This is a genomic window from Nostoc sp. UCD121, from assembly GCF_014222285.1.
In the GTDB taxonomy this organism is placed as follows: Bacteria; Cyanobacteriota; Cyanobacteriia; order Cyanobacteriales; family Nostocaceae; genus Nostoc.
The window spans coordinates 17,918-36,152 of sequence record NZ_JACKZS010000064.1 but is presented as its reverse complement, the minus strand read 5'-3'; the positions used below and the strand labels follow the sequence as shown (position 1 = coordinate 36,152).

Sequence of the window (18,235 nt, the reverse complement as noted above, 5' to 3'; positions counted from 1 at the left end):
ATTTTATTATTTCATACTTAATGCTTGTTTTTTCAAAACTCGAAAAATTTTACAAAAAAATACAACTATATAGTTCATCATCAAATATCTAATAAACCATAGCGCTTTTGTAAATCAAGTAACTTCATTCTTGCTTCCCCTGCGTTATCAGCTAAATCGGCAAACTCTACAAAGCGCCGTAATTCTTTTTTCAACAAATTACGTTCAACTTCTATAGTTTCTCTATCTAAATCTGGTGGTAAAACAATCATGTCAAATATAGTGGCGCGTTCTTTACCAGGATGAGGGCGTAAAACTCGCCCCCGTCGCTGAATAAATTGGCGGGGATTTCCAGAACTTGATAAAATTACCGCAGTTTGAATTGCCGGAATATCGACACCTTCATCTAAACAACGAATTGCGACTAAACCTTGCAACTCTCCACTTTCAAATTGATGGCGCAATATTTCCCTTTCTTGTAAAGTTGTGTGAGCCGTATAAGTGCTTACCTTGTACCCTAAATCCACCCCCAGAATTTTAGCAACAGCTTTGAGTTGGCGTAGAGAAGAACGTTGTCCCGCATCTTGGGAACCATCACTACAATAAAAAAGTGTGTGACTAGTTTCGCGGCGAGTTGCCATTAAATCCCGCAAGGCAGTTAATTTATTTTCCGCCGCACCAATTAACCTTGCTCTTTGCATCAACAACGGCTTTAAATCTTCATTGTCTTCAAAACTTCCTGCTTGTCCATTTTCTCGATCTCGATAAAGTAGCGATCGCCCAATTCTTTTAGTTAACTTTAAATAGGCAATACTTTCGGCTTCAGTCAATTCCACCAGCACCGGATAATACAGATAATGTACTAAAGCACCTTGAGCGATCGCATCCCTCAAAGTAAACTCCGGTTGCAGAACTGGGCCAAAATAATCAAATAAAGATTGCGTACCAAAATCATCAAAATACCTCTCCGGTGTGGCAGATAAAGCCAGTCTCAACCCAACACTACGCGGCAAACTTTCTTCTAGCTTGGGTGCGCCTAAATTATGCGCTTCATCCCCAATAATTAAAGTTTTAGCGGGAAAATATTTGAGTTGAGACTGAAACCCATCTCCAATTAAAGTAGAGTTCGTAGTAATCACCGTGACAAACCGTTGAGAACCAGAACGCAGATTATAAATTTGAGTAGAAAGTTGACTTTGCCAAGTGCGTAAATTCTCAAAAGCTAAAATGGGTTGCAAATTAAATTTTTCACATTCTCGCGCCCATTGGGTAACGAGATGGCGATAGGGACATACCACCACCAGAACTTGTAAATTAATCTGCTGATATAATTCACAAGCGATCGCTAATGCGGTAATAGTTTTACCACTACCAGTAGCCATTTTCAGCGTCCCTCTGCCATTGTTGGTAAACCAGCTAGCGATCGCTTGTCGCTGATATTGCCGCAATTGCAGAGACGGAGGCATTCTTGGGCATCCTGGTAATGGTTGCGAAGTATAATAACTGCCCTTACTTTCCCTTGCAAACGGTAATTTCAAGCGGAAAGCGGGCAGTTGCTGCACTGAATTTTTCGTCAGGTACATAAAATATTAAGTACAAAGGTAGTCATGAACCCTAATTAATGAGCATTGGGTATTGATTATCTCTCTCCCATTCCCCATTCCTCAGTTGTAACCCCTCCAAACACCAATGAGAGAACCTTGTACCTGCACTTGTATAGCGCTGACTTCAATGGGATTGTATTTAGGATTTGCTGGTTTGAGAGTAACGCGATCGCCTTGGCGATAAAAACGTTTTAATGTGGTACCAAATCCATCTACTCTCGCGGCGACGATAGTACCATTTTTTAAATGATTAGGTTCTGCTACTGGACGCAGAAATACCACATCGCCATCAGTAATTAAATCTTCAATCATACTATCGCCAGCTACCCGCAAAGCGTAGGTTTGGGGAGGTAAATCGAAATTAGAAAAGTCTAAATGATCTACAGCATCAGTAAACGGTTCTATTAAACCACCAGCAGCGATCGTGCCCAAAATTGGTACGCCTTGCTTCATAGGACGCAAAATTCGAATCGTTCGCGCTTGTCCTTCAGTCCATTCTATATATCCCTTAGTGCGTAAATGTTCTAAACGACTTTGAATTGGTGCTGGTGACTTCAAGTTCATCGCTTGCATCATTTGCCTAATTGAAGGCGAATGCTGGTGCGATCGGATATATTCTGCCAACCATTCGTAAAGTTCTTGTTGAGCTTCCGTTAGACGTTCCATAAATTTGCGGGAAGTAATTATTAATGTCTCTAGAACATTAGTACTACAAAAAACTCCCCATAAGCAAGAGAAAAGTAAAAATTATGAAAGGCAAAAGTAAAATTATTTTCTTCTCTTTTGCCTTTTGACGAATAAGAATATAACAGGGTACAGGTTACAAGTTAGAGGTTACAAGGAAGAAAACTATACCCTATTCCCTTACTCTGCCCCTAAGATACTCGCAAGCAAAGCTTTTTGAGCGTGTAAGCGATTTTCTGCCTGTTCCCAAACTTTTGATTGAGAACCTTCAATAACTGCCTCAGTAATTTCTTCACCACGATGAGCTGGTAAGCAGTGTAAAACAATTGCCTCTGGATCAGCAAGACTCAATAGCTGTTCCGAAATTTGGTAAGGCTGGAAAATTGGCATCCGATTATTGGCTTCAGATTCTTGCCCCATACTTGCCCAAACATCAGTATAAAGTACAGTAGAACCCTTAGCTGCTAATTCTGGATCGTGAGTGACAAGGACTTCAGTTTTGTTATTAGCGATCGCTCTTGCTTGTTCTACAATTTTAGAATCTGGCTCATATCCGCTAGGGGTAGCAATTCTGACATTCATCCCTACCAAAGCACAGCCCAACATCAAAGAATTAGCCATATTATTCCCATCACCCACGTAGGTTAAAGTTAACCCACCAAGGGTGCTAAAGGTTTCCTGAATCGTCAATAAATCCGCTAATACCTGACAAGGATGTTCTGCATCAGTAAGCGCATTAATCACCGGAATCTTGGCATAGTGAGCAAAAGTTTCTAAATCTTGCTGGGCAAAAGTACGAATTGCCAAAATATCCAGATATCGGTCTAACACCCGCGCCGTATCCTGTAAAGGTTCCCCTCGACTAACTTGAGTGACATTAGGGTTGAGATCGATTACCTGTCCACCCAATTGGTACATCGCCACAGTAAAACTTACCCGTGTGCGAGTTGAAGCTTTGGAGAACAACAACCCCAAAACTTTATTACACTGCAACTTCAGTTGTTGTGATTTAAGTTGAGTAGCCAATTGCAGAAGTTCTTGAAGTTCCGTCGGACTGATGTCCGCTAGACTTAATAAATCTCGTCCGAGCAATGCTGCCATGCTTATAATCTGTAAAAAATAATTATATATTTCTGTCCCTTTATTCAGCTGTGCTAAGAAAATACAGTTTTGGAATTGACGAGATATTTTTGCGTTCAGCCCAGGATTTGAGTTAGCTTTTGGTATGGATATTAATTTATCAACTTTATCCGTGATTGCGATCGCAGATTCGTTTCTGTTTCATCACAATTGCAACGCCAACTAGACTTTCCAAGCGTAAATCTCTAGTCTTCTAGGCTTATTTCTGAAGAGGGAGATATTTTTTAGCAATTACAGCTAGACAAATAAATTGATTATGGTACAATAAGAAATTGTGGTTGCTACTTAAAGTAATCAAAAAAATTGCCAGCATAGCACAGTGGTAGTGCATCCGACTTGTAATCGGAAGGTCGCGAGTTCAAATCCCGCTGCTGGCTTTAACGCAAAATCCCCCAGATGCGGGGGTTTTGGCTTTAGACTAAATGAATATATGTTTTAGTCTCTAACTAAATCGTATATATTGAGATGTTCATGATTTCGCCAGTTGTCGATAGCGTTCCTGAACTTCCTGAATCGAAAACAAAGTTTCAAACTTTAACCCAGATGACTGATACAACTCACCTCCACCTTGTTGTCGGTCTACCAGGGAAATTATTTGATTAACGGTATAACCTGCATCTTTAAGACGCTCAACCGCTTTCAGAGCAGATTTCCCAGTTGTCACCACATCTTCCAAAACTACTACTTTTGCACCCTCTGGTAAAGTGGGGCCTTCTATATAAGCTTTCGTCCCATAACCCTTGGCTTCCTTGCGAATAATCAGCGCTGGTATGGGTCGGTTTTCATAAACAGAAACTATACTCACTGCTGTCACCATTGGATCAGCCCCCATCGTTAAACCTGCTACAGCCTGAGTATCTACAGGTAGTAAAGGAAACAACAATCGTCCAACAGCTAAAGCTCCTTGGGGGTGGAGTGTTACCTGCATCTTATTGACATAATAAGAACTACGTAGCCCAGAAGCGAGAACAAAATCACCCTCTTGATAAGCCCGTTGAGAAAATAAATCTAGTAGCTTGTGGCGCAAGGTTGTCAAATCAGGAGTGGTTGCCCAAATATCTGAGTGGGTAAGAGTTTCAGTAGGATACGTCATTACAAAACATTAAAAGTTGTGCTACACCAAAGGTTGAACTCATCAGAGTTCTGAACTTAAGCATAAATTAAGATTCGCCCAAAACGAAAATTGAGGAGTCAGAAACGTGCGTATAAAATTTAAAACCTTTGGTGGTTTATTGGTGCTGCTTGCTGCTGGTATTGCTTTTCCCTCAGTTGCATTTGCCCAAACCGCAACCCCCAGAACTGAAACTACGAGTGATGTATTTGAACGAGCTTTTTTTAGTCACGATCGCAATTTCTACGAAAATGGCAGCCTCAAGCGTCAGGTAGACTCACTTCTAGGATCTGGTTCTAGTTTCGGTGGTTCCTTCCCAGAAAATGAAATTGCCCGTGATGCTGAGTTGGTTAACACTTTATATCATGATGTCTTAACTCAGCAAGTTGGTAACGATCCTTATCTTCGCACCCCTGATTTACCAAATCCTTATGACACATCGCTGATCATGTCCCCTCGTTTGAATAGCGACAAACTCAAAGTGGGAACTGAATTCAGGTTCGAAACTTTACCACCTCGGTAAGATTAGCGAGTGGGTGGGGAGTGGGGAGCAAAGGACAATAATTACTCACCAACACTTCAGCAATACTCAGTACAACTGCTCGTACCCAATGCCCCATACCCTCTATTACTGCTTTTTGATCATTCAGTGCGCCCTGCTGGAATCGAACCAGCCTGAAGACGAATTATGAGTTCGTTGCCTCCCCAATCGGCCAAAGGCGCTTGTTTTGTTCGGATTTCTCCAAGCCAATTATTTTGACTCTTTAAGTCAATTTTATTTGCTAATTTTAGAGTGAGGAAAATACTTCGTTCACTGACTTTAGCCAATTCCGTCATTATAGCATAAATTTACCACGTGTGAATACTGGACACTAGTTTACCAAATTTTTATACTACATAATTTAATCATGAAATAGTACAGACTAATATTGATTAAGTTCCTTTAAGGATTGAGGTCAAAAGCTTCAATATTCTTAAATAGCCCAGCATTTTTATGTGATAGCTTATCAGCAATGAAAATAAATTCTACTGTACTTCTTACTTTGATTTTGTTAATCCTGATGATGGGAGCAGGTTCTGTGAGCGCGTTTTTGGGGTTTGAACTGGGGAGTTCAGCACTTAAAGGCGTTACCGCACCCGATGGTCGTCCCACAACCAAATTTGCCAGCAATAAGGCAAATGCCTCTCAACAGGGAGGGCTAGTGCTATTAAAAGAGGAAGAGATTCTGAAAGTTGTCAAGGCGCGAATTGATGGTAAGACCAAGGCTGCTAAATCGGAAAAGCTAGAGGAAGATGACGAAGAAACCAATAGCAGCAAGCAGAAGCCAGAGGAAAAACCCCCAGAAGTGGTTGAAGAAAAACCCTTACCAGGCTTTCCAGTTACTGCCCAAAGTCAGGGTGTAACTATGACTGTGCAATCTGCTCGCTACTCTGGTGGTGACTTGCTACTGAAAGTGAAAATGCAGAACAAAGGTAAGGATTCTGTGCGCTTTCTGTATAGTTTTTTAGATGTTACCGATGATAAAGGACGAACCCTAAGTGCTAGTACAGAGGGTTTGCCAACAGAATTGCCTGTCAATGGCCCAGCATTTTCAGGTACAGTGAGCATTCCCACAGCTTTACTTGATGATGTCAAGAAAATATCACTTGCTCTTACTGATTATCCTGCTCAACAATTGAAGCTAGAGGCATCGAATATTCCTGTGGGAAGGTAGAAAAGGAATGGGGAATGGGAAATGGGGAATGGGGAATTGGGAATGGGGAATTGGGCATGAAGAAGAGACAAAGGAGACAAGGAACAGGAGGGAGACTTGTTCAATAATTCCCCCTTGTCCCCCTGCTCTCTTGCTTCTTCCAATTCCCCAATCCCCCTAAATGGAGGGCGTGAGTTTTACACGAGCTTTGGCAGTGAGTGGTTTTCCTAATTTGATTTGGACGGATGTGGCGCTGCGGTTGTTGTCAGTGCTACTACTGATTGCCATAAATGCCTTTTTTGTGACGGCGGAATTTTCGATGGTGAGCGTGCGGCGATCGCGTATCCACCAGCTAGTTAAGGCAGGGGATATTCCAGCGATCGCTGTGGAAATGCTACAACGTAGTATAGATCGACTACTATCTACCACTCAGTTAGGCATTACCCTTTCTAGTTTGGCGCTGGGATGGATTGGCGAAAGCACAATTGTCGTGCTGGTAAATACCTGGTTAAGATCCTGGCCTTTACCTAGTGGGATGACTAACTTCCTCGCCCATTCCTTATCAATTCCCATCGCTTTTTTCTTAATTGCTTATTTGCAAATTGTAGTCGGAGAACTATGTCCCAAATCCTTGGCTATGCTGTACTCAGAACAGCTAGCGAGGTTTTTGGGGCCTTCGGTAAAAGCGATCGTGCGTTTTTTTGGCCCCTTCATCTGGATTCTCAACCAATCAACTCGTTTTTTATTGCGGATTTTTGGTATCCAATACACAGGTCAAGGCTGGAGACCGCCTGTAACTCCTGAAGAATTGCAACTGATTATCTCTACAGAATGGGGATCTACTGGTTTACAGCGTGCAGAACGAGAACTGCTCAATAATGTCTTTGAGTTTGGGGATGTCATGGCCCAAGATGTGATGATCCCGCGCACCAGTATTATCACGCTACCAAAAGATGCTACCTTCCAGATATTACTTAGAGAAATGGCTACTACTGGTTACTCACGCTACCCCGTGATTGGTGAATCTTTAGACGATGTTCGCGGCATTGTTTATTTTAAAGATTTGGCACAACCTTTAGCTGTGGGAAAGCTCAGTTTAGAGACACAGATCCAACCTTGGATGCGCCCCGCTCGGTTTGTTCCCGAACACACGCCCTTGAGTGAACTTTTGCCCATGATGCAGCAAGAGAAACCCGCTATGGTCATGGTAGTAAATGAATTTGGCTCTACTGTGGGACTCGTGACAATCAAAGATGTCATTGCCGAAATCATCGGCGATGCAAGCGAACCTGAAAGCAGTGACGACTTACTGATTCAGATGTTAGATGAGCAGAAATTTTTGGTGCAGGCACAAATCAACCTCGAAGACCTCAACGAGGTTTTGCATCTCAATTTGCCCCTGACAAGAGAATATCAAACACTAGGAGGCTTTTTGTTGTATCAGTTACAGAAAATTCCGGCCAAAGGCGAAACCTTCTGTTATGAAAATCTCGAATTCACTGTGGTATCAATTGTTGGCCCACGCCTGCATCAAATTCAACTGCGACGCTTGGAGGAAGCGGGGGGAGCAGGGCAGTAGAGGGCAGGGAGCAGGGGAGGCAGGGGGAGAATTCGTAACTCCTAACTCTTCACGGGCTAAACGCCCCGCTACCGCTAACAGCACTCGGAACTCAGCACGGGCTAAACGCCCCGCTATCGCTAACGGAACTGTTTTGCCCAATGCCCACTAAGCATACACCAGTGGATCTACGAGTCCCAATTCGGCAAAAGCTGCCAATCGCAAGCGACAAGAATCACATACACCGCAGGCGACATCATCACCGGCATAGCAAGACCAAGTTAGTTCCCAAGGAACTCCCAATTGGTTCCCTAGTTGGATGATTTCGGTTTTTTTCAAGTTGATTAGGGGTGCAACAATATTAATTGGTTGTCCCTCACGCCCTTGTTTGGTTCCCAGACGAAAAACTTCCTGCATTGCCTGGATATAGTCGGGGCGACAGTCAGGATATCCTGAGTAATCTAAAGCGTTGACACCGATATAGACACGTTCAGCCGCGATCGTTTCGGCGTAGCCAAGAGCAAAGCTTAAAAAAATGGTATTACGAGCCGGAACATAAGTCACAGGAATATTTTGAGACATTTCATGCAGCGATCGCTCTTGAGGTAGATCAATCGCGTCATCGGTAAGTGCGGAACCGCCCCACTGCCGTAAATCAAAATTCACTACCTGATGTTTTGCGATCGCAGCCTTGTTAGCAACAGTAAGGGCTGACTGTAACTCTCGTCGGTGTCGCTGCTGGTAATCAAAGGAAATAGCATGACATTCACAGCCATCAGCCTTAGCTTGATACAGAATTGTGGAAGAGTCCAATCCCCCAGATAACAGAATTACAGCTTTCATCTCGATTGCAAATTTTGAATTTTAAATCGCCAAATTACACCTTAACAAGATGCCAGGAAGCAATGCCAAAAAGATTCCTAAACGTCTCTTGCTGATGGCCAAGCCACACTAGCTTCTCTCAAAAAGTGACGCTGCTAGTAGCTTGTTTCTTTGCAGGAGTATGTTTCTACGGTAGGTACTGCAAATAATTATACAAAAACCCTTTCTGCAAATCAGTGACAATAATTTCTGAAAATATTTTTTGGAAAAAAGCTTAAGTGTTATTTTTGATTATTTTGTAATTTTAGTGTTGTCAATTGCATATTGCTCTCAGTAACTAATTACCTAACGGTATCTCAGAGAGGAATCCGAACCGAAGAAGCTGACCCTGAAAACTTTGGAGAATTTACACTTAAGTCTTACTGAATGTTTTAAAGTTAATAAAAAGACATATATTTTTTGTAGAAAGTGCAAAATCAAAAACAAACCCGAACTATCTATACAAAAGATGTTTGGATTACGGGAACCGATCGCAAACTTTGAAATTCTTCATAAACATAGGCTCTATGTTACCATCTGGATGGTTTTAGACGGATCGTAACTGGCTTTCGAGTATAAACGCCAACGGCCGTAGCGTCTCTAAATTTGGTGGTTGAGGAGAGAATAATAGTGCAAGATAGCATGTCAGTGGCAGAACCGAATCTATATACACAGCGCAACCAGCCACGACCGATCCGCATAGGCGTGATTGGAGTGGGTAACATGGGACAACACCACGCTCGCGTGCTGAGTTCAATGAAAGATGTTGAACTGGTTGGAGTGGCAGATATTAACGTCGAACGGGGATTAGAAACTGCCAGCAATTACAAGGTGCGTTTTTTTGAAGATTACTGTGACCTGCTACCCCTTGTGGAAGCAGTTTGTGTAGCCGTTCCCACCCGTCTGCACTATGCCGTGGGTATTAGCTGTCTGCTAGCGGGAATTCATGTTTTGATTGAAAAACCCATCGCAGCCAGTATTTCTGAGGCAGAGTCTTTAGTAAATGCGGCGGCAGAGTCTCAGTGTATCCTGCAAGTAGGTCATATTGAGCGTTTCAACCCAGCTTTTAAAGAACTGAGCCAAGTTCTGAAAACCGAGGAATTGCTGGCGTTAGAAGCCCACAGAATGAGTCCTTACTCAGATCGGGCAAACGATGTTTCGGTTGTGCTGGATTTAATGATCCATGACATCGACCTACTTTTAGAATTAGCTGCTTCCCCAGTCACAAAATTGACTGCTAGCGGTACTCGCTCCTTGGACTCTGGTTATTTAGATTACGTAACTGCCACCTTGGGGTTTGCCAATGGTATTGTTGCTACTCTGACTGCCAGTAAAGTTACTCACCGAAAAATTCGCCGGATTGTCGCTCATTGCAAAAATTCATTTACTGAGGCAGATTTTCTCAAGAATGAAATTTTGATTCACCGACAAACGCCTGCCAATTCTCTCACCGACCACCGACAAGTACTTTACAGGCAAGATGGTGTGATTGAAAAAGTCTACACCAGCAATATTCAACCTCTGAGTGCGGAATTAGAACATTTCGTCAACTGTGTACACGGTGGCAATCAACCCTCGGTAGGTGGTGAACAAGCTCTCAAAGCGCTGAGACTGGCAAGTTTGATTGAACAGATGGCGCTGGAAGATCGAGTTTGGAATCCATTAGACTGGCAATCGGAACCAAGGGTACAATCACTGACCCCGACAGTCTAGAAGAAGGGGGGATGAGGGGGATGAGGGGGACAAGGTAAAATTTTCTCCCTACTCTCCCACAGCCACTAACTTAGAAGAAAACCCCAAAGTATGTTTTTAAATTTGCCATCAAGTCTTTAGATCCTCCCTAGTCTTTTTACAAAACTGACTAAGGGGGATCTAAAAAATTAGAACATAAAACTTAGTGGCTCCTTTCATTAATTTTGTGAGATTCGTAGTGAGCGATTTCTCGCTCAATTTCAAGGGTTAGAGCTACTACGAACTTTTATAACCTTCAAAATTAATGAAACAGACCCCTAGCTTTCACTTGTCTTACTCTATTTTTAAGTTGCGATGCAACTTTTAGTGCAGCCAAGTTACCTTGGCTCTAACAAGCAGGGATAATTACTTTTTAAAAAAACTAAGGCTCAATCTTAGTAACAAGACTAGTGCAGCAATTTCAGGAATTGACTTAATGCTTGAATGGATAACTAACACTATCAACTATTTTGGCTATTGGGGAATCGCCCTACTAATGTTCCTAGAGAACCTTTTTCCCCCCATTCCTTCAGAATTGATTATGCCACTGGCTGGATTTACAGCAAGTCCATATCAACCAGGAGGGGCAAAGCTAAATATCATTGGTGTGTTTTTCGCAGGACTTTTGGGTTCTGTATTGGGCGCACTTATTTGGTACTATCCAGGTAAGTTTTTGGGCGAAACCCGTTTAAAAGCTTGGGCTGACAAGTATGGCAAATGGCTGGCTATCTCCAGTAAAGATATTACCAAGGCCAAACAGTGGTTTGACCGACAAGGTAGAAAAGCAGTATTAATTGGTCGTCTTGTACCAGGAATCCGCACCTTGATTTCTGTTCCCGCAGGGATCAGCAATATGCCCTTGCTACCATTTTTGTTTTACACAACAGTAGGTAGCGCTGCTTGGGTGGGCTTGCTAACATACTCAGGATACGCATTAGGTAGTCAGTATGAACTTGTGGACAAGTACCTTGCTCCTGTATCCAAAATCGTACTCGGGGGTTTGGTTCTAGCATTTGTTTTCTGGATATTTAAGCGCCAGTTAAGACGTACTAGAAGATGAAATACGGACGCTTTTGGTTTGAAAGCAGTAAAAGCAGGGGTTACATCTGGCCAAAATTCGCCTACACTATGCCAAATAATACTAGATGTACGAAGGCATGAGCTTATCGGAGATATGGCCAAAATTAATTTATGGCGTATTTCTAGCTACACTTGACGCAACCTAGAATTTCTGGTTGCTCGCATTTTTGTAAGATGAGCATGACAACTTTTTACAGTTAAGTTTGAACTAGGAGCTTTCATGACAGACCAACCTTCCGCCGCTAACCCTATGAATAGTGCTGCTATACCCATGAATAGGCAGCCGTTAGCATCGACGACTCCCATAAATGCTGTTAATAATAATCCTCCTGCTACTACCAAGTCAGGCGGTGGTTCCGGGAAAACCATTCTCAGTGTTGATTTAGGTAGAACTTCCACAAAAACTTGTGTGAGTCGTGAACCCGGTAATGTGGTGTTCGTACCTGCCAACGTCAAGCAGATGTCAATAGAACAAGTACGCGGTGGTGTTTTTGAAGCCAGAGCTACTGATCCCTTAATGGATTTGTGGCTGGAGTATCAAGGAAATGGATATGCTGTTGGTCAACTAGCAGCAGATTTTGGGGCCAATCTAGGAGTCGGCCAATCTAAGGTAGAGGCTGCACTGGTAAAAGTGTTAGCAAGTGCTGGCTACTTCAAACTCAGAGACGATATCTCAGTTGTACTTGGTCTGCCTTTTCTTTCTTTAGAGCAATTTGAAAAGGAAAAAGCACAGTTGATTAGCCAAGTAGGTGGCCCTCATGTCTTGAACTTCCGAGGCGAATCTATATCGTTGAATGTGAGTAAGGTATGGGTAATGCCAGAAGGCTACGGTAGCCTGCTATGGTCTGAAGCTCAACCGAAGAAAAGTCCTAGCAGTCCCGATTTTACAAAAATATCGGTAGCGATCGTTGATATTGGACATCAAACCGTCGATCTTTTGATGGTAGATAACTTCCGTTTTGCCAGAGGTGCTTCTAAGAGCGAAGACTTCGGTATGAATAAGTTTTATGAATTGGTGTCTGCCGAAATCGAGGGAGCAGATAGTCAATCTCTCGCGCTGATTTCTGCTGTGAACAAACCCAGAGGTGAACGCTATTACCGTCCTAAAGGCGCTAGCAAGCCCACCAACCTAGACGATTTTCTTCCCAACCTTACAGAGATGTTTTCGCGCGAAATCTGTAGCCGTGTGCTAGCCTGGTTGCCAGAACGCGTCACCGATGTGATTCTCACTGGTGGCGGTGGTGAGTTCTTCTGGGACGACGTTCAACGTCTGCTCAAGGAAGCAAAGATTAATGCTCATTTAGCAGCACCTTCCCGTCAGGCGAATGCTTTGGGGCAGTATATTTATGGAGAGGCACAATTATCCTCCAATCGCGCTGCTAGGGCATAAAGCTGATGTTCCAATGGTCAAAAAAGGTAGTTAAATCCGTCACGTTCAACCCAGAGCTTGCTGATGAAAGCTTGTTAGCGCAAGTAGAAAGTTATTTGGAAAAACAACCAGACAAGACTTTCAGCGACCTCTGTAAAGAAGCCTTGTGGCAATCTTTATGTGTACCGGAATCTGTACAACCTGCTCCACAAACAGCAGCAACAACACCGATTGAACAGCAAATCGGTGAACTGCAACGTCAAGTGGCTGGACTTGAGGAACGTTTCTTTGCCAAGGGATCTAATCGTTTGGAGGCGATGGAACATCATCTACTGCAACTTTCTCAACAAGTTGCACAACTGGCGCTCATAGTCAATGATCGATCGTTCATTCCGTCTCCAAGTCAATTAGAAGTAGTAAATAATACTTCTTATACTGTTGCTACCCCTCCTCAAGAGGTTGACCCCGTAATCAGTCGCCTTAGTCAGTTTCTCGATGATTTTTAAGGAAAAATCACGTTTGTGAGCAGTTTTTGCTCATGTTAACAATCCTTAATAGTGAATACTATTAAGGATTATTAATGTTTATATTTTTAGAAATGCGATCGCGTCTCATCAAGTTATACAAAGCGACATCCATAAAATACTTTTTATAAATCATGTTTAATGTGAATTAAAAATTGAAAACCAATATTGCAAGCTCCTCTATTAGTTGATTTTCAAGAAACAGCTAATTTACCAGTCGTTGTCAGTGGTGTCGATAACAGTTCCGTCTTCCAAAGTCAAATGTATAATCCCACCAGTGAAATTGACGGTATCTACATTCTTCGCTCCAGTCAGGTCGGGACAAAATACATCACTAACTCTGATTTCAGCACGAAACAAGTTAGCCCATCTCATATTAGTACCATCTAACTCGGCACACTCCAGGAAGGCTTCGCTCAAGTTAGCTCCACTCAGATCAACATTAGTGAGATTGCTCTGGTTTAAATTAGCACAAGTCAAGTTGGCATTGCTTAAGTTGGCTCCTTCCAAATTGACTCCCGTCAAGTTGGCCTCATTCAAATCGGCACAAGTGAGATTAATCCCACTCAAATCAGAAGTGATTCCCTGGCGGTAGGGTTCGTCATAAGCTCCAACGTCAAAGCGACGACTGACTCCACTAAGATTAGCTCCTTTGAGATCGACCCCGCTAAAATCTCTTTCCCCAGCAGCGTAGCGTGTGAGCAATTCTTTACCGTTCATAATTCGCCTTTTGTATTAATTAACGCATACAAAAATAACTTACTTAACCTGAGTTCGGGTTAAGCCAGAAGCTAAAAAGCTTATTCTGTCAGGATTGAATAAAACTGGAATTGGTCAAAGCAGGGATAAAAGTGGAATCATTTTGTCAATAAGGTTCACAAATGAAACTAATCTCAGCAATATGTCTTATTGACAATAGATGAAAACAGAGCTTTAGACCGAACAACGATAATTCAAGGCTTTTGAGGATTTCTTATCCCGAACTCAGGTTACTTAATCTCTGCCATATCTTCTTCGATCCCACATTTAATATCAACTTTCAAATCACCGATTTTCCCCACTAGACAACTAGCCAAAGCCCAAATAACCAAAACATTTCTGAGTACCCAGTTAGCGAATCTTTTATTACTCTGAAAAAATCAAATATTTGTCGGTTGGGTTTAACTTTGTTCAACTAACAAAATCAAGGATTCTTAGTATTTGGTTTTGTTCCTCTACCCGAGCTACTCCTAGATTTTAAAAAATTCATCACAAATTTTGTGTTGAATATTATTTAGTACATATTTTTACTAGATTCTTTTTTTACTCTGCACACTGTATAAATGCTAGAATCCTCAAGTAGACAGTTAGGATACCTAGATGCCAGTTGTAGCTAACTCAATCAAGTTTGGTACAGACGGCTGGCGGGGCATTATTGGTGACGAGTTCACCTTTGAACGCCTAGCCCTGGTCGCGCCAGTTGCCGCAAAAGTATTATATGATACATATTTTTCTACGGTGGGTAGCCGGACAATAATTGTCGGTTATGATCGCCGATTCATGGCTGAAGACTTTGCTCGTGCTGTTGCCGATACTGTCAGTGCTGTCGGATTTGATGTGCTACTGAGCGAGAGCTATGCCCCAACCCCAGCTTATAGTTGGGCAGCAAAAGAACTCAATGCTTTAGGGGCACTGGTAATTACAGCCAGCCATAATCCTGGTAAATATTTGGGTTTAAAAGTCAAGGGTTATTTTGGTGGATCAGTACCGCCAGAAGTCACAAAAGAGATAGAAGATCAGTTGGCGGTGGGAGTACCACTAGCAGCTACCCCAGGTAAGCAAGAAAAATTCGATCCTTGGCCCAGTTATATCCACGCACTAGAACGTAAAGTTGATATCGCCAAACTTCGAGAAGCGATCGCATCTGGCAAATTAACGTTATTTGCTGATGTCATGCACGGCGCGGCGGCTGGCGGATTGGCGAGACTACTAGGCAATCAAGTCAAAGAAATCAACTCAGAACGCGATCCCCTATTTGGTGGTGGTGCGCCGGAACCCTTACCTAAATACCTTTCAAAGTTATTTGAAGTCATCAAGACTCACCGAGAAACCGATAAATCGGGTTTAACAGTGGGGTTGGTATTTGATGGAGACTGCGATCGCATTGCAGCAGTGGATGGAGAAGCAAACTTCCTAAGTTCCCAAGTCTTAATCCCGATATTAATCGACCATTTAACCCTGCGGCGCGGTTTTACTGGAGAAATAGTCAAAACTGTCAGTGGTTCCGACTTGATGCCCCTTGTAGCAGCACTGCATAACCTGTCAGTGTTTGAGACAGCAGTTGGTTATAAATACATTGCTGACAGAATGTTAGTAGCAAAAGTGTTGCTAGGTGGCGAAGAATCGGGAGGAATTGGCTATGGCAGCCATATTCCCGAACGCGATGCCCTGCTTTCAGCATTGTACGTCCTAGAGGCGATCGTAGAATCTGGTTTGGATTTAGGGGAATATAATCGCTACTTGCAAAAACAGACAGGTTTTACCTCAGCTTACGATCGCATTGATTTACCCTTAGCAAGTATGGAAGTGCGATCGCGTCTTTTGCAACAACTGCAAACCAAACCCTTAACAGAAATTGCAGGTAAAGCAGTAATTGATTGCCAAACAATTGACGGCTACAAATATCGCCTCGCCGATAAAAGCTGGTTAATGATTCGGTTTAGCGGGACTGAACCAGTTTTACGGCTATACTGCGAAGCCTCAACAATTGAACAAGTGCATCAAACTCTTGCTTGGGCGAAACAGTGGGCAGGGTAAAATTCATTATTAGTCATTAGTCATTTACCAAGTACAAATGACTAATGACCAATGACCAATGACAAATGACAAATGACCAAATTACTTGTAGTAGCTACAGGAAATCCAGGTAAGTTGCGAGAAATGCAGGCTTACCTGGAAAATTCTGGTTGGGAATTAACCCTCAAACCTGAAGAATTAGACATTGAAGAGACGGGCGAAACCTTTGCCGCAAACGCTTGTCTAAAAGCGTCACAAATTGCTAAAGCTACGGGAAACTGGGCGATTGCTGATGATTCTGGCTTACAAGTAGATGCCCTAAATGGCGCACCAGGCGTTTATTCTGCACGTTATGCCAAAACCGACTCAGAACGGATTGCTAGGTTATTGAAAGAATTAGGCAACGAGGTAAATCGACAAGCACAATTTGTTTGTGTAGTAGCGATCGCTAGTCCTGATGGTGCGATCGCATTACAATCTGAAGGTATTTGTCGTGGTGAAATTCTTCACGCACCTCGTGGTGAGGGTGGTTTCGGGTACGATCCAATTTTTTATGTCCAAGAGTTGCAATTGACTTTTGCTGAGATGACACGAGAGTTGAAGGGTTCAATAAGTCATCGAGGCAAGGCTTTTACAGCTTTACTCCCGCAACTGGAGAGAGTTAGGAGTTAGGAGTAGAGACGCGGTTAATCGCGTCTCTACAAAAGTTAGGATTTATGAATTCTGTTAAATCTTCATTCATTTAGTCCTGACTCACAACCCATAACTCTTAACTCATAACTTTTTTAAACTGCTTCTGTGTTCTTTTCGCCAGTCCGAATCCGAATCACTTGCTCAACAGGCGAGATGAAAATTTTACCATCGCCGATTTCACCAGTGCGGGCAGCAGCAATAATTTTGTCTACCACCATATCAACCTGATTGTCGTCAACGACGATTTCCACTTTGAGTTTTTGTAAAAACTCAACGGTGTACTCAGAACCGCGATACCGTTCAGTTTGGCCTTTTTGCCGTCCAAACCCCCGAACTTCAGAAACAGTCATACCAACAATACCTGCGTTAACCAAGGCAATTTTTACCTCATCTAGCTTAAATGGGCGGATAATAGCTTCTACTTTTTTCATCTTTTTGACTCCTGACTTCTACTAGCTTCGTTTATATATCTAACCAGATCCTTTGTCTGAAGCTGTAACTACCAGTGCTTTTCCTAAAAGATATGTAATAATTACCACTTTTTTAAAGTGTAGATTCTTTGCCTGATGTTTGAGACATGAGAACCAGCAAGGATTTATTAATTAAATAATCTTTGAGGTTCTAATATAAAGAATTTGCTGTCAAGCTAGCATATTATGTAGCTTTTATAACCTAAAAATAGATAAATTCCGCTATTTAGCAGATATCTTCAGATATTTAGAGAGTGATTGCAGAGAAATTGTTCGTTAGCCTGCTGCTGACTGTGGGAATGTCAACTAACGTTTCTGATGTTCAAACAAGGGACGTACAACGAAATATCCAGCGCTAAAGGCAGTAAGCATAATTAGCAAGATGGTGATAATTAACCACCAGCCATTGAGTCCCTTGGGATCTGACTCAGTAGTGGAATAATAAGTTACTTGTTGCTCTTCTATAAAAACTGGTTCTTGTATGGGGAAATTCATTTCCATTACAGGTGTTGCAAAGTTTTGGCGGCGGCTTTTTTCGGGTGGGGCTTTGGAGACAACAGGTGGACGCGGATGAGCAACCTGCTGGCGTGGAGGCGCTTGAGTTACTGGCACTTTTGCAGCACTTTTCACATCGCTAGAAGCTTGGGTGGCTTGCTGATAGCTACGCGTAACATGGGAATCCACAAAATTTTGCAAATGAGAAAAAGAATCAACAACTTTGATAATTTCTTGGCGTAATAGTTGATTTTCTTGTGTTAGTTGCTGATTTTGGGTAGTGAGTGCATTTAGCCTCGCCTGTGCTGCTTGCAACTCTGCTGACAATTCTCTGTATACAGATAGTGGTACAGAGGGAGGGTAGGCTTGAGTAGTCGGTGTTGGCGAATTTCTGTGAACAGAACCTATGGTTGTTCGCATCGGTGGCTTGGTATTAAAAATCAAGGTAAGTAGATCGTACAGAGATG

General features: G+C 42.5%; 17 protein-coding genes and 2 tRNA genes. 10 read left to right on the top strand and 9 right to left on the bottom strand.

What is annotated here, in order from left to right; translation table 11 throughout:
- Positions 1-80: 80 nt before the first annotated feature.
- The 3 genes from GNF10_RS15695 to argF all read right to left on the bottom strand — a co-directional run bounded on the left by GNF10_RS15695 (position 81) and on the right by argF (position 3,368).
- A complete protein-coding gene (locus GNF10_RS15695; protein WP_185580796.1) occupies positions 81-1,562 on the bottom strand; it encodes a DNA phosphorothioation system restriction enzyme in 1,482 nt (493 codons plus the stop codon).
- Positions 1,563-1,643: 81 nt separating this feature from the next.
- Positions 1,644-2,249, bottom strand: a complete 606-nt coding sequence (lexA, locus tag GNF10_RS15690; protein WP_185580795.1) for a transcriptional repressor LexA — start codon at positions 2,247-2,249, stop codon at positions 1,644-1,646.
- 198 nt (positions 2,250-2,447) lie between these two features.
- Entirely contained in the window at positions 2,448-3,368 is a 921-nt protein-coding gene (argF, locus tag GNF10_RS15685; RefSeq protein WP_185580794.1) for an ornithine carbamoyltransferase, read from the bottom strand.
- Between the two features lie 344 nt (positions 3,369-3,712).
- On the opposite strand from argF, the gene GNF10_RS15680 reads away from it, so the two are divergent.
- Positions 3,713-3,784: transfer RNA gene (locus GNF10_RS15680), tRNA-Thr, on the top strand.
- Positions 3,785-3,876: 92 nt separating this feature from the next.
- Here GNF10_RS15680 and pyrE read toward each other — a convergent pair.
- The gene (gene pyrE, locus GNF10_RS15675; protein WP_185580793.1) at positions 3,877-4,500 is read right to left on the bottom strand and encodes an orotate phosphoribosyltransferase; all 624 of its coding nucleotides are present in this window, start codon (positions 4,498-4,500) and stop codon (positions 3,877-3,879) included.
- 106 nt (positions 4,501-4,606) lie between these two features.
- On the opposite strand from pyrE, the gene GNF10_RS15670 reads away from it, so the two are divergent.
- A complete protein-coding gene (locus GNF10_RS15670; RefSeq protein WP_114084964.1) occupies positions 4,607-5,041 on the top strand; it encodes a hypothetical protein in 435 nt (144 codons plus the stop codon).
- A gap of 127 nt (positions 5,042-5,168) precedes the next feature.
- Here the strand turns inward: GNF10_RS15670 and GNF10_RS15665 are convergent.
- Positions 5,169-5,241: transfer RNA gene (locus tag GNF10_RS15665), tRNA-Ile, on the bottom strand.
- Between the two features lie 290 nt (positions 5,242-5,531).
- Here GNF10_RS15665 and GNF10_RS15660 point away from each other — a divergent pair.
- Together GNF10_RS15660 and GNF10_RS15655 are read left to right on the top strand one after the other, a co-directional pair.
- Entirely contained in the window at positions 5,532-6,233 is a 702-nt protein-coding gene (locus GNF10_RS15660; RefSeq protein WP_179074451.1) for a hypothetical protein, read from the top strand.
- 160 nt (positions 6,234-6,393) lie between these two features.
- On the top strand, positions 6,394-7,791 hold the full coding sequence (locus GNF10_RS15655) for a hemolysin family protein (protein WP_185580792.1): 1,398 nt from the start codon (positions 6,394-6,396) through the stop codon (positions 7,789-7,791).
- 147 nt (positions 7,792-7,938) lie between these two features.
- On the opposite strand, the gene queC is transcribed toward GNF10_RS15655, so the two are convergent.
- On the bottom strand, positions 7,939-8,613 hold the full coding sequence (queC, locus tag GNF10_RS15650; protein WP_185580791.1) for a 7-cyano-7-deazaguanine synthase QueC: 675 nt from the start codon (positions 8,611-8,613) through the stop codon (positions 7,939-7,941).
- A gap of 648 nt (positions 8,614-9,261) precedes the next feature.
- Here queC and GNF10_RS15645 point away from each other — a divergent pair.
- The 4 genes from GNF10_RS15645 to GNF10_RS15630 all read left to right on the top strand — a co-directional run bounded on the left by GNF10_RS15645 (position 9,262) and on the right by GNF10_RS15630 (position 13,317).
- The gene (locus GNF10_RS15645) at positions 9,262-10,344 is read left to right on the top strand and encodes a Gfo/Idh/MocA family protein (protein WP_185580790.1); all 1,083 of its coding nucleotides are present in this window, start codon (positions 9,262-9,264) and stop codon (positions 10,342-10,344) included.
- 454 nt (positions 10,345-10,798) lie between these two features.
- On the top strand, positions 10,799-11,422 hold the full coding sequence (locus GNF10_RS15640) for a DedA family protein (protein WP_185580789.1): 624 nt from the start codon (positions 10,799-10,801) through the stop codon (positions 11,420-11,422).
- A 240-nt stretch (positions 11,423-11,662) separates the two neighbouring features.
- On the top strand, positions 11,663-12,832 hold the full coding sequence (locus tag GNF10_RS15635; RefSeq protein WP_185580788.1) for a ParM/StbA family protein: 1,170 nt from the start codon (positions 11,663-11,665) through the stop codon (positions 12,830-12,832).
- A 5-nt stretch (positions 12,833-12,837) separates the two neighbouring features.
- Positions 12,838-13,317 (top strand): plasmid segregation centromere-binding protein ParR, encoded by a 480-nt coding sequence (locus GNF10_RS15630; protein ID WP_114084958.1) that lies wholly within the window; start codon positions 12,838-12,840, stop codon positions 13,315-13,317.
- 228 nt (positions 13,318-13,545) lie between these two features.
- Here the strand turns inward: GNF10_RS15630 and GNF10_RS15625 are convergent, their stop codons facing one another.
- Entirely contained in the window at positions 13,546-14,055 is a 510-nt protein-coding gene (locus GNF10_RS15625; protein ID WP_185580787.1) for a pentapeptide repeat-containing protein, read from the bottom strand.
- Positions 14,056-14,694: 639 nt separating this feature from the next.
- Here GNF10_RS15625 and GNF10_RS15620 point away from each other — a divergent pair.
- Positions 14,695-16,131, top strand: coding sequence for a phosphoglucomutase/phosphomannomutase family protein (locus GNF10_RS15620; protein ID WP_185580786.1), 1,437 nt, complete (start codon positions 14,695-14,697; stop codon positions 16,129-16,131).
- Between the two features lie 72 nt (positions 16,132-16,203).
- A complete protein-coding gene (gene rdgB, locus GNF10_RS15615; RefSeq protein WP_185580785.1) occupies positions 16,204-16,782 on the top strand; it encodes an RdgB/HAM1 family non-canonical purine NTP pyrophosphatase in 579 nt (192 codons plus the stop codon).
- Positions 16,783-16,895: 113 nt separating this feature from the next.
- Here the strand turns inward: rdgB and GNF10_RS15610 are convergent, their stop codons facing one another.
- Complete coding sequence (locus tag GNF10_RS15610; RefSeq protein ID WP_012410794.1) at positions 16,896-17,234, bottom strand: P-II family nitrogen regulator; 339 nt, start codon at positions 17,232-17,234, stop codon at positions 16,896-16,898.
- Between the two features lie 345 nt (positions 17,235-17,579).
- Positions 17,580-18,188 carry a hypothetical protein gene (locus tag GNF10_RS15605; protein ID WP_185580784.1) on the bottom strand — a complete coding sequence of 203 codons (609 nt, stop codon included), beginning with the start codon at positions 18,186-18,188 and terminating at the stop codon, positions 17,580-17,582.
- Positions 18,189-18,235: the final 47 nt, after the last annotated feature.

Excerpts from the sequence above, each read along its gene's own strand:
- pyrE (WP_185580793.1), bottom strand. The coding sequence starts at position 4,500 with ATGACGTATCCTACTGAAACTCTTACCCACTCAGATATTTGGGCAACC.
- GNF10_RS15655 (WP_185580792.1), top strand. The coding sequence starts at position 6,394 with ATGGAGGGCGTGAGTTTTACACGAGCTTTGGCAGTGAGTGGTTTTCCT.
- GNF10_RS15625 (WP_185580787.1), bottom strand. The coding sequence starts at position 14,055 with ATGAACGGTAAAGAATTGCTCACACGCTACGCTGCTGGGGAAAGAGAT.
- GNF10_RS15630 (WP_114084958.1), top strand. The coding sequence starts at position 12,838 with ATGTTCCAATGGTCAAAAAAGGTAGTTAAATCCGTCACGTTCAACCCA.
- argF (WP_185580794.1), bottom strand. The coding sequence starts at position 3,368 with ATGGCAGCATTGCTCGGACGAGATTTATTAAGTCTAGCGGACATCAGT.
- GNF10_RS15695 (WP_185580796.1), bottom strand. The coding sequence starts at position 1,562 with ATGTACCTGACGAAAAATTCAGTGCAGCAACTGCCCGCTTTCCGCTTG.
- rdgB (WP_185580785.1), top strand. The coding sequence starts at position 16,204 with ATGACCAAATTACTTGTAGTAGCTACAGGAAATCCAGGTAAGTTGCGA.
- GNF10_RS15660 (WP_179074451.1), top strand. The coding sequence starts at position 5,532 with ATGAAAATAAATTCTACTGTACTTCTTACTTTGATTTTGTTAATCCTG.
- GNF10_RS15635 (WP_185580788.1), top strand. The coding sequence starts at position 11,663 with ATGACAGACCAACCTTCCGCCGCTAACCCTATGAATAGTGCTGCTATA.
- GNF10_RS15605 (WP_185580784.1), bottom strand. The coding sequence starts at position 18,188 with ATGCGAACAACCATAGGTTCTGTTCACAGAAATTCGCCAACACCGACT.
- lexA (WP_185580795.1), bottom strand. The coding sequence starts at position 2,249 with ATGGAACGTCTAACGGAAGCTCAACAAGAACTTTACGAATGGTTGGCA.
- queC (WP_185580791.1), bottom strand. The coding sequence starts at position 8,613 with ATGAAAGCTGTAATTCTGTTATCTGGGGGATTGGACTCTTCCACAATT.
- GNF10_RS15640 (WP_185580789.1), top strand. The coding sequence starts at position 10,799 with ATGCTTGAATGGATAACTAACACTATCAACTATTTTGGCTATTGGGGA.
- GNF10_RS15610 (WP_012410794.1), bottom strand. The coding sequence starts at position 17,234 with ATGAAAAAAGTAGAAGCTATTATCCGCCCATTTAAGCTAGATGAGGTA.
- GNF10_RS15620 (WP_185580786.1), top strand. The coding sequence starts at position 14,695 with ATGCCAGTTGTAGCTAACTCAATCAAGTTTGGTACAGACGGCTGGCGG.